The organism is Micromonospora sp. B11E3 (assembly GCF_039871625.1).
Lineage (GTDB): Bacteria > Actinomycetota > Actinomycetes > Mycobacteriales > Micromonosporaceae > Micromonospora.
Genome location: NZ_JBDPMC010000122.1, coordinates 1 through 14,156 on the forward strand (window position 1 = coordinate 1; position 14,156 = coordinate 14,156).

Genomic DNA, 14,156 nt, shown 5'->3' on the forward strand with positions numbered 1-14,156 from the left:
CAAGCAGTTCCGGGCGGTCGCGACCAGGTACGACAAGCGCGACTACATGTACCAGGCCACCGTCGACATCGCCACGATGAAGATCTGGCTACGCGACCTCACCCAAGATCGACGAGACACGGCCTAGCGGCCCTCCCAGCGCGGACCTTCACCCCCGGCCTGAAGGCCGGAGCACTGGCCCGCAGTCAGGTAGCCGACCCAGATCGTGTCGATGGTCCTGGCGTCGGCGCCGCAGCCCTGCAGGACCGGGTCCTGGCCGGTGCAGGTGGAGCTGTAACACCGGGCCCAGGAGGGGCTGGCGGTGCCGGCGACGCCGCCGGCGATCAGGAGCAGGAGGACGAGGGCGCAGCGGAGCACGCGGGTCATGGTCAGGGTCCTTTCACTCGGTGGATCAGGGCAGAGGTGGCAGGGACGCCAGCGTGGTGGTGAGCGCGGTGGCGTACAGCCCGGCGCCGGCGGTCGTGGGGTGGAAGGACTGGGCGGAGGGCGCGAGGCCGGGTTCGTCGCCAGGGGTCTTGTCCATGACGATCCGGTGGATGCTCTCCGGGTCGCCGCAGAGCGCCTTGCCGGCGAACTCGTCGGTCGGATCGGAGAACCAGATCCGCGGCTGGTCGGGCTGGGCCCGCTGCACCGCCTCGCCGAGGTGGATGTTCAACAGCAGGCCGGCGTAGTTGAGCCAGGCGGCCTCGTAGGGGTCGATCACCGGGTACAGGCAGCCGCCGAGGTTGTCCAGCAGCTGCGGATAGCCCATCAGCACGATCCTGGCGTTCGGGGCCTTCTCGGCGATCTTCTCGAGCACCCGGACGACGTCGTCCTCGACGGTGCCGGTGATCCGCCGCTCGGTGGCCACCGCGACGGTCTCGCTGTCGCCGTCGAGCTTGGCGTCGGGGCAGGAGTAGAGGCCGGCCTTGTAGAGGCACTCCTTGACGATGTCGCCGAACCTGGCGTCGTTGCCGCCGATGGAGAGGGTGACCAGGGTGGTGTCCTCGTCCAGGAACCCCCGGTCGAGCTGGGAGACCTCCCCGTACTGCCCCTGGCCGCCGGCGGGGCCGGGCAGCAGGTTGACCGTCTTCGCGCCCGAGCAGGCGAGCAGGTGGTGGTCGAGCTGGGCATCCCAGCTGTCGGCGCGGGCACCCACGGACCGGCTGGTGTCGTCGGGGAGGACGGCCTGGCGGGACCAGGCAAGCCGGGACCGGTGGCAGGCGTTGCGGATGGCGGAGTCGCCGCCGTTGTTGTCGCTCTCCGGGTAGTAGTCCACACCGCCGGCCGCGGAGGCGCCCTCGCCGGAGGCGTACGAGTCGCCGAGCGACACCACGACGTTGCGTGGCTTCGCCGGTAGGGGCTGGATCGCGACGGCGTCGAAGGCGACGTCCTCGCTGCCGTCGCCGTCGTTGGTGTGGGTGCTGAGCCGGACCTGCGGCGTCCCGGCGAACGGGAGGGCGCCGAGCGACACCCAGCGGTGCCGCATGGTGCGTTGCAGGACGACCCGGCTTCTGGTGCCGTTGCCGAGCTCGATGTCGTAGCGGGCCTGCTGGGTGTGGGCGCCGTGGTCGGGCAGGTGCACCAGGACCCGGGCCCACCCGTCGACGCGTCGGTTCAGCGTCCAGGTACCGGTGACCGCCATCCGGTTGCCCTCGTTGTCCGCCATGTCGGGCCGGCGGGTGTGGCCGAACCAGAAGTGCCCGCCGAAACCCCCACCCACCTGGTGAAAGTCCACCTTCGAGGGGTACGTGCCGTTGGCGTCGCCGGCGAACGCCAGGGAGAACGTGCCCTGACTGGTCCACGGGTGCCCGCATCCCGGGCGGACGCTCGGCACGGAGTCGGGAACGTCGTCGATGATCAGCGCCCCGGCCGGCAGGCCGGTCAGGTCGCACTTCGGCGGGTAGCTGGTGCCGTCCGGCTGCTCGGGATACGTCTCGTCGAAGCGGAGCAGCTCGAACCCGCACTCCCCCGCCGCGCAGTCCTTCCAACTCGTGGCGGTGTGGAACCAGCAGCGCAGGTCGTAGCGCCCGGCGGTGTCGCGGTGCGCGCAGGGCCCCGCGGGCTCGCCGACGACGTCCGGGGCGCCGGGCTCGAAGACGCTGCCCGGGTGGCAGTCGTTGGTGGCGTCGCAGAACTGGTCCACGGGCGGCTTGACCGTCACCCGGTTCGCGGTGCTGGTCCACCAGGCGGGCCGGTAGCCGGCGATCAGGGTGTCCGGGGCGACCACCGACTCGATCGGGTGACCGGCCCAGCCGAGGACCTTCTCCTGGTACGGCCACCGCTGCGGCCGGGCCGCGTCGCCGTAGCCGTACTCGAGGAAGGGCAGCCGGTCGGCCGGGTAGCGGGGGTTGGCGGGGTTGTTGGCCCAGCCGACGCCCCACGGCTCGCCCGGGGCGCCCTGCGGGTAGAAGCCGGTGTTGTACGCCCAGAGGGCGAAGAACCAGTTCTCGAGGCCGGAGGGATCGCCGTCGTTGACGATCATGCCGGCCTGCCTGGTCTGGTTCCATTTCCCGACGAGGATCTGGAGCCCGGCGGCGATGTTGGTGGCGTAGTCGAGCGCGACGGCCCGCTGCTTCACCGGGTCCAGCAGGATCTCGCCCTCGCGGGCGTGGCCGCTGCGGCGCATCCCGTCGGTGACCTGGGCGACGCCGTATCCGCAGTCGGCGTCGTCCCAGTGGATGTCCCAGTCGTCGGCGTCGTTGCCGTCGTAGATCCGCCGGCCGTAGTAGTTGCCGATGAGAGGGTTGGCGGTGACCCCGGGCAGGGCCACCGGGGACGCCTGCCACAGGTTGCTCTCCTGGGTGAGGATGCCGAGCATCACCTGCGCCGGCACCCGGCCGCCGCCGGCGAGCGCGGGCCGCGGGAACATCCCCTGCGGGGACCAGGCGGGCAGGCCGGACCGCCGCCAGTCGGCCGGCCGGGTCATCGTCAGGTTCCCGGTGACCGCCTGGTCGGTGGCCCACTCCACCTGCCGGGGGGTGGGCTGGTAGACCTGGGTGCGGGCATCGTTGCGGGGCACCGAGCAGGTCCGGTCGTCCTCGACCGGGTCGGTGGCCGAGGCGCTGGCGACCCCCTGCCGCTGCCCGTCGCCGGCGAGGGCGGGGCTGGTGACGCGGCCGGTCGCGGACGCGCCGGCGGGGGTGACACCGAAGCGTACGGGCCGGGCCGTGGGCACGACGGTGGCGTCGATGCGGATCCGCCGGGGCCCGACCGGGTCGGCGACGGGGGCCCGAGGGTCCGGCTGGTCGGCGCGTACCACGCCGGTGACGGCGAGCTGCCCGGTGGAGGACAGGACCGCGTCCCGTGCGGTGGCCACCGCGCGGATGCTGGCGGGGAGCCGTCCGACGTGGTCGGGCCGGCCGGTGAGGAAGACCCGGCCGCCGACCGGGGAGGCCGTGCCGAGCTGACCGAGCCGACCGACGGCGAGGGTGGCCGCGGCCGGGCCGGGGCGCGCCGCCGCGCGGGACAGCCGGATCCGATCGCCGGCCCGGTCCGCGTAGACGACGGCGTCCGGCCCGTCGGCGGCCAGGTGGAACGGCACGTTGGTGGCGCGTACCAGACCGGCGCGCCGCAGGCCCGAACCGGGCCCGGTGGCGGTGAGCCGGACCAGGGCCGATCCGTGGGCGGCCACGATGCCGTCGCGGACCGGCACCGCCGAGGTGAGTTCGCCGTCGAGGACGTGCTCGGCGGTGACGCGCGGGCGGGCCGCGTCGACCGTGGCGAGCCGGGTCCGGGCGGGTCCGTCGGCCGGGGCCCGGAACGAGGTGAGCACCGCGGTCTCGCCGGCGCCGCAGCCCGGGCTGAAGTACGCGAGGGTGGACTGGACGGGCAGCTTGGTCACGGCGCCGGTGCGCAGGTCGACCACAGCGGTGAATCCGCCGCGCTCGAACAGGTCGCCGGAGTTGGTGAAGGTGCGGGGCGCGTAGACCACGACGGCCCGCCGGCCGGAGCCGGTGACGCACATGTTGCCGATCCACTGGTCGGCGTCGAAGCCGGGTTCGGCCAGCGTCGCGACCGTCCGCCAGGCGTATCCGTCGCTCATGCCGGCGGAGAGCACGTGCAGTCCGTTGGCGTCGCCGGTGGTGAGCAGAATCCGGTCGTCGCTGCCGGCCCACCCCTTGGGCAGCAGCCGGTCGCGGTCGGCCGGGGCGATGGCGGGCGGGTCGGGCCGCACCGCCGCCGAGCCGGGCGCGCCGGGCGTCGGCGCGGGCGCGGCGCCGGCAGGTACGTGGCCCGCGGGTACGGACACGGCCAGGGCCAGCAGCGAGGCGGCCGGCCCGAGCAGCCTGCGGGTCCTCATCGGGCCACGCACCCCGGGTCGTACCAGCCCTTGTAGACCCCGTCGATGTACAGGTGCGTGCCGCCGCAGACGCTGTGGCCGGGGGTCGCGTCGATCATGTACGTCCAGGTGTTGGGAGCGAGGTGTCCGGCGAAGCCGACGCTCGGACCGCCCGGGTTCCACGCCGATCCGGAGTAGCCCTGGTTGCCGATGCCCGGGTAGACGGTCAACCGCATCCAACCGGCCCGGCAGGTACGCGAGTAGCGCAGGGTGATCCGGAAGCTGGCCTTCTGCTCCACCTTGTACTCGCGGCTGAGCAGGTCGTCGACGATGCCGTCGGTGCAGTTGCCCTCGGGGTTCTTGCCGAAGCACCCGGCTCCGTCGCAGTAGGCGGCCTGCGCCGGGGCGGCTGCCGCGACGGACGCGCCGGCGACGGCGACGAGGGTGGCGACGACGAGCGCGCTGATTCGTGTTCGCACTGTGGACTCCTTGCGGACGACGGAACGATGAGGGAGAAGCCGAGCCGGACGACCGGCTCGCGTGGTCCTCAGTCTGCGAACCGCGGCGGTTGTCCAGGCCGGTCGGCGATTTATCGCCTGCCGCGGAGGCGGCGCTCGTCCTCCGCCGCTGGGTCCGCCGGTCGCAACGCCGCCGTCCGTCGCCCCTCCGGGACACCGTCAGAGTCCCGACCCCGTCGAATGTGGACACATCCTGGCTGGTCGGGCCCTGTGGCGAGCCGGACGCGCGTGCCACCATGTCCGCATGGGACAGGCGTTGACCGACGCAGTCGCGCGGCGATACGAAAGGTACTTCCGAGACCGGGAGCCGGTGCCGTTCGAGGTCGTGACCCGCGACGGCGTCACCCACGCCTTCGGGGTCACCGCGACCGCGCCGCCCAGGTTCAGTCTGGTGATCCGCGACGACGTCGGCCACCGCGCGCTGCGCTCGCTCGACCAACTCCAGGTCGCCCTGGCCTACCTGCACGGCCACCTCGACGTCGAGGGCGACCTGGCCACCGCACTGACGATGCGACGGTTCTTCTCCGACGTGCACCCCATCGCCTTCCTCGCCCGCTGGGCGCCGGCCCTGCTGCACGGGCGCCGTGACCACGACCGCCGATCGATCTCCCGGCACTACGACGAGGAGTCGGAGTTCTTCCTGACCTTCCTCGACAGCCGGCACCGCTGCTACACGGAGGGCGTGTTCGCGCACGACGACGAGGCGCTCGAGGACGCGGTGACCCGGAAGTTGGACCTCGCCCTGGAGGCCGTCCAGGTCGGCCCCGGCGACCGGGTGCTGGAGGTCGGCGGCGGGTGGGGCGCGTTCGCGGAGCACGCGGCGCGACGGGGGGTGCGCGTCACCACCGTCACGCTGGCTGCCGAGTCCGAGCGGTTCCTCACCCGCCTGTTCGCCCGGGAGGATCTGCCGGTCACCGTGGTACGGGAGCATTTCCTGCGCTACACCGCCGCCGAGCCGTTCGACGCGATCGTGAACATGGGCGTCACCGAACATCTGCCCGACTACCGGGCCACCCTCCGCGCGTACGCCCGTCTGCTGCGTCCCGGCGGGCGGGTCTACCTCGACGCCCTCGCCATGCGCCGCAAGCAGCACCTGTCCACCTTCTTCAAGAAGCACATCTATCCCGGGAACTCGGCGCCCCTGCTGCTGCACTCGTACCTGCGGCAGGTGGCCCGTTCGCCGTTCGAACTGCTCAACCTCGAGGACGACCGGCACAACTACTTCCTGACCTGCCGGGCCTGGGCACAGCGGCTGGACGCGCGGCGCGACGAGATCATCGCCCGCTGGGGCGAGCCGCTGTACCGACGCTTCCGGATCTTCCTCTGGGGGTCGGCCGCCGGCTTCGAGACCGGGCTCGTCCAGGCGTACCGCTGGTCGCTGCGCCACGCCCCGGCTCATCCCGCCTGACGATCGTCACCCGCGCACCACCGCCGTCCAGGGGTCGAGGGAGGTCACCAGTCCCCCGGCGAACAACCGGACGGCACCTCGCTCGCCGCTGCGGAAGGGACCCGTACCAGCACAGCAGGAGGTGTGTCGTGCCACGACCCGAGCGTCCCCTCGACCCGGAACGCGACCCCTTGCACGCGTTCGCGGCCCGGCTGCGGCAACTGCGCGCCGCGGCGGGCAACCCGACGTACGCGGCGATGGCCCGCCGCGCCGGACGCTCCCAGACCGCACTCGCCGGCGCCGCCGGCGGGACACAGCTGCCGACGTGGGACACCGTCACCGCCTACGTCACCTGCTGTGGCGGCGACCCCGACGACTTCCTGTCCGCCTGGGAGCACCTGCGGGATCTGCGGGACGGCACGGCGCTGCCCGAACCCGCCACCCGCACCGACCCCGTGTCCGGGTTGGCGAACCTGCCCCGGCCACCGGTGCCGATCTTCTGCGGACGCGACGCGGAGCTCGCCTTCCTGGCGGCGCACCTGCACCCGGGGCCAGCCGGCGTCGGACCGGCACTGGGCATCGCCCTGCACGGGCTGGGCGGCGTCGGCAAGACGGAGTTGGCGCTGCAGTTCACGCACGCGGCCCGGGAGCGCTTCGCGTTGACCTGGTGGATCACCGCCGACACCGGCGACAACCTGGCCGCGGGCCTGGCGGCCCTCACCCGGGCACTCAACCCCGGGTGGCCCGCCGCGGCCGGACTGGCCGACGCCGCGGCGTGGGCCACCCAGTGGCTCGCCTCGCACGCCGACTGGCTGCTCGTCCTCGACAACGTCAACGACCCGGAGACCATCGAGACCCTGGCGGCCGCGGCCAAGGACGGCCGACTGCTCGTGACCAGCCGCCGGGACGTCGACTGGATCGCGCTCGGCCTCACGCCGCTGCCGCTCGGCCCCCTGACCCGCCGCGCCAGCGTCGACCTGCTCCGGCGCTGGTCCGGGCGTACCGCCGAGCCGGCCGACACCACCGGCCTGGCCTCGGACATGGGCGACCTTCCGCTGGCGCTCCGGCAGGCCGCGGCCTACCTGCTCGAACGCCCGACCGTTTCGCTCGTCGAATACCGGGCCCGGCTCGCCCGCCGGCCACTACGCCTCCTCGGGACGCACCACCGGACCTACGGATACGACCATCCCGTCGCCCGCACCTGGCACGTCACCGTGGAGGCGCTCACCGACGAGGACCCCGCCGCCGGCCGGCTCCTCGACCTGATCGCATATCTCGCGCCCGACGAGATCCCCCTGGACCTGCTCCACGCACCCGGCGCCGACCCCTGGGACGTCGAGGACACGGTGGCGCTCGTCGCCTCGTACAGCATGGTCAGCCGGAGACCCGCCGGAATCGCGGTGCACCGGCTCGTCCAGACCATGACCCGCGCCAGCCACTCCGGCCCGGAGCACGCCAGGGCGGCCGCGACCGCGGTCACGGCCGCGGCGCCCGACGGCGACCCGGAGACCTTCGTACCCGGCTGGCGGCAGTGGTCCCGGCTGGCGGCGCACGTCGACGCGCTCGCCGGGCACCTCACCTCGATCGACATGCTCCGCCAGGACACCGGGCTGCTGTTGACCGCCGCCGCCCTGTTCAACCGCTGCGCCATCTACCACCGCGGCCAGGGCCGCTACCACACCGCGGTGTCGCTGTTCGAGCAGTCCTTCGCGATCCGCACCCGCCACCTCGGCCCGGACCATCCCGGCACCCTCACCTCCTGGTACGGCCTCGGCGGCGGCTACTGGTCCATCGGCCGGTACGCCGAGTGCCTCGCCATCGGCGAGGCGACCCTCGCCGCCCGCCGCCGGGTGCTGGGCGCGGAACACCCGGACACGCTGCGGAACGCGAGCAACATCGCCGTCGGCTACCGGGAACTGGGCCGGCACGACGAGGCCATCACCCTGAGCGAGGAAACCCTGGCCGCCAGGCGCCGCGTCCTCGGCCCGGACCACCCCGACACCCTCCAGTCGTGCAACAACCTGGCCGGCTGCTACCGCGCGGTGGGCCGCCACGCCGAGGCGATCGTCCTGTACGAGCGGACCCTCGCCGCCCGTCGACGCACCCTCGGCGACCAGCACCCCGACACGCTCCAGTCGTGCAACAACCTGGCGGGCGGCTACCAGGCGATCGGCCGGCACGCCGACGCGATCGTGCTGCACGAGTCGACCCTCGCCATCCGTACCCGGCTCCTCGGACCGGAGCACCCGGACACGCTGCACTCGATGTCCAACCTGGCGGCGGCGTACGAGGCGGTCGGCCGGCCCGCCGAGGCGATCACGCTGCACCGGGCCGCCCTGGCCGGGCGCGAGAAGATCCTCGGCCCCCAGCACCCGGACACGCAGCGCGCGGCGCGACGACTCGCCGCGCTGCGGCACCGCGACGCGGCCGTGAGCCCGCGAACAGCCTGAACGATCCCCGCCACTGCGATGACGAGTGTCCAACCCGCCCGGCGACCCCCTCAGCCCCGGCACAGGGGCACGTCCGGCTCGACGACGGTCCGGTTGACGATGTCCTTCTTGAGGAAGTCCGCCTCCTTCGGGATATCGACGTTCAGCACCTTCTCGATGGCCTTCGCCAAAGGTTCGGACATGCTGATGCCTTCGCCGGCTCGGACGGTCGCCACGAGCGTGGTTCCCCGGCACTTCACGGCCGGTCCGGCCAGCGGCAGTCCCACCCGGCCGGCTGCCGAACCGTTGGTCAGGCCGACCGAGGCCACGATCGCGACGAACGGCCCGGCGCCCGCCACCGGCAGGCCGAGCATGAATCCGAAGCGGAACTCCACCGCCAGGACGATCGCCTCGACGCCGATGGACACGCCGCGCAGGGACTGCATGATGCTCTTCTGCACCGAGAAGGTGGGCGTCAGGACGGACGAGCCGACGTACCCGATCGGTCCGTCGAGCCCCCATCGGCCGGTCGCGGACAGGTTGCCGTTCTTCGCCGTGAACGCCGTTTCGACGAGGAACTTGAAGGTCTGTTTGAGGGTCGCGGGAAAGCCCCCGATGATGATCGGCTGCTTGACCTCGATCGGAAACTCGATCTTTGCCTTCTTGTTGTCGCTGAGCCCGCCCTCGGCGCCGGCGGCGATGGTCACGGCGAGTCCCTCGACCCCGTCGATGCGGAACGACGGGTTCGGGATGATGCCGTTCGTCACCCGGATGTCGCCTTGGACACGCGGGTTCCGGACCAGCAACTGGATGTCGAAGTCGACCTTGAGGCCGCCGGCGCGCGTCCGTGCGGCGGTCGAGTGCTCGGCGGTCAGCCCCAGCTTCGAGCTGTCCTTGTACGCCGTCACATCCCAGTCCCCGATCTTCCGCCGGGCGCTGCTGGCCGCCGCTGGCCCCGCCCCGCGCGCCGGCCCGAGGGCGATCGGCGGCACGGCGAGCCGGAAGTCGCCTGCCCCGATGGCGTTCATGCCCAACCCGGTCGCCTTCTCGGCATCCGGCAGGACCGGCGTCGCATCGGCCCCGTCGACGACCTCTCCCAGCAGATCGGGCAGTTGGCCGAAGGTCTGCGACTCGAGATCGAGCGCCTGATCGATCTCGACGTGGCCGTCCCGCACCACGTCGGTCAACTCGACGGGGGCCAGGGTGACCGCCACGTCGCCGCCCGTCGGCTCAACCCTCACGACCCGGCCGAGCGCCTCGCTCGTGGCGAACATGATCTTCCCGGGCGCGAGGTCGCCGGCGCCCTTGGCGTCACCGTCGATCACGTACGTGAAACCGTCCGGACGAACGGAACGGACAGCGTTGCCACCCCCGGACACGAGCACGACATCCGGCTGATATTCCACCGAACTGTCCGGCTTCGGCGCGTACCCGTACTGCCGGCCGGTTGCGTCCGAGCCGGCGGCGCCGAGCATGCCGCACCCGGCAGTCAATGCGACGAGGCACACCAGTGCCGCGGTGCCGCCGAGCCGGCGGCGCACCACCGTGCGGCCAGGCGTGCCGTCGCAGCCGCCGCGCTCCGTCCGAAACCCATGCGTGGTCATGCGCCCGACGCTAGGCCGTTGGGGCCGTCACCGAATCGGGTGATTCCCTATGCGGAGTCGAGTCCGGTCCGAAGCCGGACGACCTCGACCAGGTCCACGTGAGCCGCTGGCAGCGGTCGCCCGGACTGTGGCCCCCGGCTCTGAGCTGAGCGGGACGCCGACGCCCGCTGCCTTCGACCTCGGCCGGACTGCGCGTAAGGGCGTACGGGGATTGCCCGAGTCGCCGGTATCGGTGCAGCCGACACGCCCTGGCTCGTGGTGCGGCACCATGCCAGTATTCATCACGTGCTGGGCGAGATCGTCGGCCGCGACGCGCTGATCGACCAGGCGTGGCGCTGTCTGGGTGAGGCCGGCGCCGTGCTGCTGGACGGGCCCGCGGGAATCGGGAAGACGACGATGTGGCGGGCGCTGGTGGCGCAGGCTGAGCGCACGGGCTGGCTGGTGCTCGCCTGCGCGCCGGCCGAGTCCGAAGTCGATCTGCCGTTCGCGGCGCTGGCCGACGTGCTTCATCCACTCGCCGATCGGGCGGCAGAACTGCCGGGCCCGCAGCGCCGCGCGGCCGAGATGGTGTTGCTCTCCGCCGACAGCGACGAACCGGTCGAGGAGCGGGTCGTCTGCGCTGCCACCCGGTCGCTGTTGGACGCGGCGGTGGCCACCGGTGTGCCGGTGCTGATCGCGATCGACGACACTCCGTGGCTGGACCGGGCCAGCGAGCGGGCGCTGCGGTTCGCGCTGCGGCGGGTGGCGCCTCGGTTGGCCACGCTGGTGACCTGCCGGAGAGCCGAGGCGGGGCCGGAGGTCGTACCGCTCGGCCTGGGCCAGGGTGCCGCCGGCAGCCGGCTCACCCGGATCGAGTTGGAGCCGCTGGGTGTGGGCGCCCTGCACCACATCCTGCGCAACCGGCTCGGCACCGCGCTCGGTCGTCCGCTGCTGGCCAGGATCGCCCGTGATGCGGGGGGCAACCCGCTGCTCGCCATCGAGCTCGCGCGTGCCGTGCTGCGGCTGCCCCGGCCGCCGTCGCCGGGCGACGACCTACCGGTGGCGGGGTCGATGCAACAACTCCTCGCCGAGGTGCTGGCCGCGTTACCCACCGACACCCTGCACGCGGTACGGCTGGCCGCGCTGCTCGCCGTCCCGGCGCTGCGCGACCTGACCGCTGCCGGGGTGCGGCCAGCCGTGTTCGACCCGGCGGAGGAGGCCGGGCTGCTCGTGGTGACGCCGGTGGCAGTCGAGTTCACGCATCCCGTCTACGCGTCAACGGTCCGCTCGGCCATCTCGCCCGGGGCCCGCCGCCGGCTGCACCGCGCGCTCGCCGACGTCGTCGCCGACCCGGACGAGCGGGCCCGTCACCTCGCGCTCTGCACGGTCGGCCCGGACGCGGCGGTCGCCGACGTCATCGCCCACGCCGCCGAGAGGCAGCACGCCCGCGGCGCGCCGGAGGTCGCCGCGCAACTCTTCGAGCGCGCCACAGCGCTTACCCCGCAGCAGGATGCAGCCGGCCGCGGCCGGCTGCGCCTGTCGGCGGTGCGCTGCCGGTACGACAGCGGAGACTATGCGGCGGCTGGTGCCGGGGCCGAGGCGATAGCCGCCGAGTTCGCCGGTGAACTGCGCGCCGAGTCGCTGTTGCTGCGGGCGATCGTGGCCTGGAGCGCCGACGAGCCCGGCGACGTCGCGGTGGGGGCAGCCGAACGGGCGCTGGCGGCGGCGCCGCCGGACTCACCGTTGGCCGGGCGTATCCATGCCCATCTGGCCGGGTTCCGCGATGCGCCGGAGCCCGCGCGCCGGCACGCAGAGGCCGCCGTCGCCCTACTCACCAGCCACGAGGACGACCGCGGACTGCTCGCCGCGGCGCTGCTGCAGTTGTTCCTGCAGGAGGTGCGGGCCGGGCGGCCGGCCCGCACGGAGTTGGTGGACCGGGCACTCGCGATGGAAGGCGGCGAGCCGTCCTGGCTGGCCGGCACGATACCAGCGGTCTGGTGGAAGTCGATCGACGACGCCGCCCGCGCCAGGCAGCGGTTGCACTGGATGCTCGGCCGAGCCACGGCTCGCGGCGATCAGCCGCTGCAGCACGAACTACTCAGCCATCTCGGTGAGACCGAGCTGTTGGCCGGTTGCTGGTCGGCCGCCGGGAAGCACATCGCGGCGGCCCGGGACCTCGGAGAGCAGCTCGGCACGGGGCTGAACGGCGAGCTGTGGCTTGCGGGGCTACTCGATGCGCACCGGGGCAACCTGGCCGAGGCCGGTCGTGTCGCCGAGGCCGGCCTGCGGCGCGCGGACGACATCGGCGACGGCTGGGTCCGGAGGATCTACCAGCATCTGGCCGGGTTCGTCGCGCTGTCCGCGGGCCGGACGGGCGAGGCCGCACGTGCGTACGGCAGCCTCGCCGCCAGCGTCGACGAGCTGGGCCTGGTTGAGCCGCTCGCTCAGCGGTTCGAGCCGGATTGGATCGAGGCGTGTGTGGGCGCCGGCGACCTGACGACCGCCCGCGCGGCGCTGGCCCGGCTCTCGGAGCGGCACGAACGGCTTCCCCGGCCGTGGACGACGCTGGGCCTCGCCCGCAGTCGGGTGTTGCTGGACAGCGCGAGCGGGGGCGACCCGCTGGCCGCGCTCGACGAACTCACCGCGGCCCGGGCAAGCGTGCCGGAGGGCGTACTACCGCTGGACCGCGCCCGCTGTCTGCTCGTCGCCGGCGTCGTGCATCGGCGGGCCCGACGCAAGCGTGCGGCCCAGGACGCGCTACGGGCCGCGGCGGCGGAGTTCGCCGCGATCGGCGCGAAGGCGTTCGCGGACCGCGCCCAGGCGGAGCTGGGCCGCGTCGGCGGCCGTCCCCCGGCACCGCTGGACCTCACCGCTACCGAGGAGCTGGTGGCTCGGCTCGCAGCCCAGGGTCGAACCAACCGGGCCATCGCTGACGAGCTTTTCATCAGCTCGAAGACTGTCGAGGCGAACCTCGCCCGCATCTACCGCAAGTTTGGGATCTCCAGCCGGGCCGAGCTCGGTGCGGCGATGGCGATCGCCGGACGAAACTCGCGCCCTCTCTGACGGAGAGGGGGCTCCGGCCGGCTATTCGTCGAGGGCTTGCCGGAGCGCCGGGTCGGGAACTGAGGACACCGCTGGCGGGCGTGCGGTCACCAGGTCGTAGGCCACCTTCCACGCCGCCGGCACCTCCCGTGCGGTGTTCTTCGCCAGCGTCACTGTCCGGCAGCCGTCACAGCGGGCGGCGACTCCACTCGCGTCGATGCCGAGGCGGCGGCACAGCGCCACAGCGCGGGGCAGGTGCAGTGACTGGCTGACGAGCAAAGCCCGCCGTACGCCGTACACGTCATGGGCGCGCTTGCAGGTGTCGTAGCTGTCGAGGCCGTACGGGTCAGCGACGATGTGCGCGGCGGGCACGCCCGCGGCGACGAGGTACGCCGACATCACGGCGATCTCGTCGCCGGAGGCACCGGCGCGGTCGCCGGAAACGAGCGCGGCGCGAGCCTTGCCGTCCTTGACCAGTTGGGCCGCCACGTCCAGCCGCCCCTTCAGGAACGGCATGGGCTGGGTGCCTCCCGGCGCCAACTGCGCGCCGAACACGATCACGACCGGCGCCTCGGGTGCGTCGTCGTTCGTGTGCAGATGGCCGGCGGAGTTCGCCCGGACCCAGAGCGCCGGCGCAGCGAAGATCAGCACGAGCCCGGCCCCGACGACGAGTGCCCACCGGACGAGCCGACGTCGCCGACGCACCGGCCGGCGGCCGGAGCGCCCCGGCGGTTCGGCGGGGCGCGCACCGTCAGCGTGACCGGGCGGACGCGACGCTGACGGGCCTGGCGTGGCGGTCATCAGCTGATGTTGACTTCCTCTGCCCCCTGAAGAGGGCAGATTCCTGGCGGCGCTCATGCGGCACGCCGGGTGGTTGACGCTTCGCAGCCCACAGGTGCCGGGCTCCACGTCCGTACACGACCAAGCCCGGCCGCG

Annotated in this window: 8 protein-coding genes; 3 read left to right on the forward strand and 5 right to left on the reverse strand. The window is 73.1% G+C overall.

Annotation, left to right across the window (positions count from 1 at the left end; translation table 11 throughout):
• Positions 1–123 precede the first annotated feature (123 nt).
• The 3 genes from ABGB16_RS31685 to ABGB16_RS31695 are packed head-to-tail and all read right to left on the reverse strand — an operon-like array spanning position 124 to position 4,740.
• Positions 124–366, reverse strand: a complete 243-nt coding sequence (locus tag ABGB16_RS31685) for a hypothetical protein (protein WP_347671750.1) — start codon at positions 364–366, stop codon at positions 124–126.
• 25 nt (positions 367–391) lie between these two features.
• On the reverse strand, positions 392–4,282 hold the full coding sequence (locus ABGB16_RS31690; RefSeq protein WP_347671751.1) for a hypothetical protein: 3,891 nt from the start codon (positions 4,280–4,282) through the stop codon (positions 392–394).
• Positions 4,279–4,740 (reverse strand): hypothetical protein, encoded by a 462-nt coding sequence (locus ABGB16_RS31695; RefSeq protein WP_347671752.1) that lies wholly within the window; start codon positions 4,738–4,740, stop codon positions 4,279–4,281. Before ABGB16_RS31695 ends, ABGB16_RS31690 begins: the two co-directional genes overlap by 4 nt.
• A gap of 283 nt (positions 4,741–5,023) precedes the next feature.
• Here ABGB16_RS31695 and ABGB16_RS31700 point away from each other — a divergent pair, with 283 nt between their 5' ends.
• On the forward strand, positions 5,024–6,187 hold the full coding sequence (locus ABGB16_RS31700; protein WP_347671753.1) for a class I SAM-dependent methyltransferase: 1,164 nt from the start codon (positions 5,024–5,026) through the stop codon (positions 6,185–6,187).
• A 128-nt stretch (positions 6,188–6,315) separates the two neighbouring features.
• Positions 6,316–8,616 (forward strand): tetratricopeptide repeat protein, encoded by a 2,301-nt coding sequence (locus tag ABGB16_RS31705; RefSeq protein WP_347671754.1) that lies wholly within the window; start codon positions 6,316–6,318, stop codon positions 8,614–8,616.
• Between the two features lie 50 nt (positions 8,617–8,666).
• Here the strand turns inward: ABGB16_RS31705 and ABGB16_RS31710 are convergent, their stop codons facing one another.
• Positions 8,667–9,773, reverse strand: a complete 1,107-nt coding sequence (locus tag ABGB16_RS31710; protein ID WP_347671755.1) for a hypothetical protein — start codon at positions 9,771–9,773, stop codon at positions 8,667–8,669.
• 681 nt (positions 9,774–10,454) lie between these two features.
• On the opposite strand from ABGB16_RS31710, the gene ABGB16_RS31715 reads away from it, so the two are divergent.
• Positions 10,455–13,241 carry a LuxR family transcriptional regulator gene (locus ABGB16_RS31715; RefSeq protein ID WP_347671756.1) on the forward strand — a complete coding sequence of 929 codons (2,787 nt, stop codon included), beginning with the start codon at positions 10,455–10,457 and terminating at the stop codon, positions 13,239–13,241.
• A 21-nt stretch (positions 13,242–13,262) separates the two neighbouring features.
• Here the strand turns inward: ABGB16_RS31715 and ABGB16_RS31720 are convergent, their stop codons facing one another.
• Positions 13,263–13,925, reverse strand: coding sequence for an ElyC/SanA/YdcF family protein (locus ABGB16_RS31720; RefSeq protein ID WP_347671757.1), 663 nt, complete (start codon positions 13,923–13,925; stop codon positions 13,263–13,265).
• Positions 13,926–14,156 lie beyond the last annotated feature (231 nt).

Bases quoted from the DNA above. Each gene is read 5' to 3' on its own strand.
- ABGB16_RS31685 (WP_347671750.1), bottom strand. From the start codon at position 366: ATGACCCGCGTGCTCCGCTGCGCCCTCGTCCTCCTGCTCCTGATCGCC.
- ABGB16_RS31690 (WP_347671751.1), bottom strand. From the start codon at position 4,282: ATGAGGACCCGCAGGCTGCTCGGGCCGGCCGCCTCGCTGCTGGCCCTG.
- ABGB16_RS31700 (WP_347671753.1), top strand. From the start codon at position 5,024: ATGGGACAGGCGTTGACCGACGCAGTCGCGCGGCGATACGAAAGGTAC.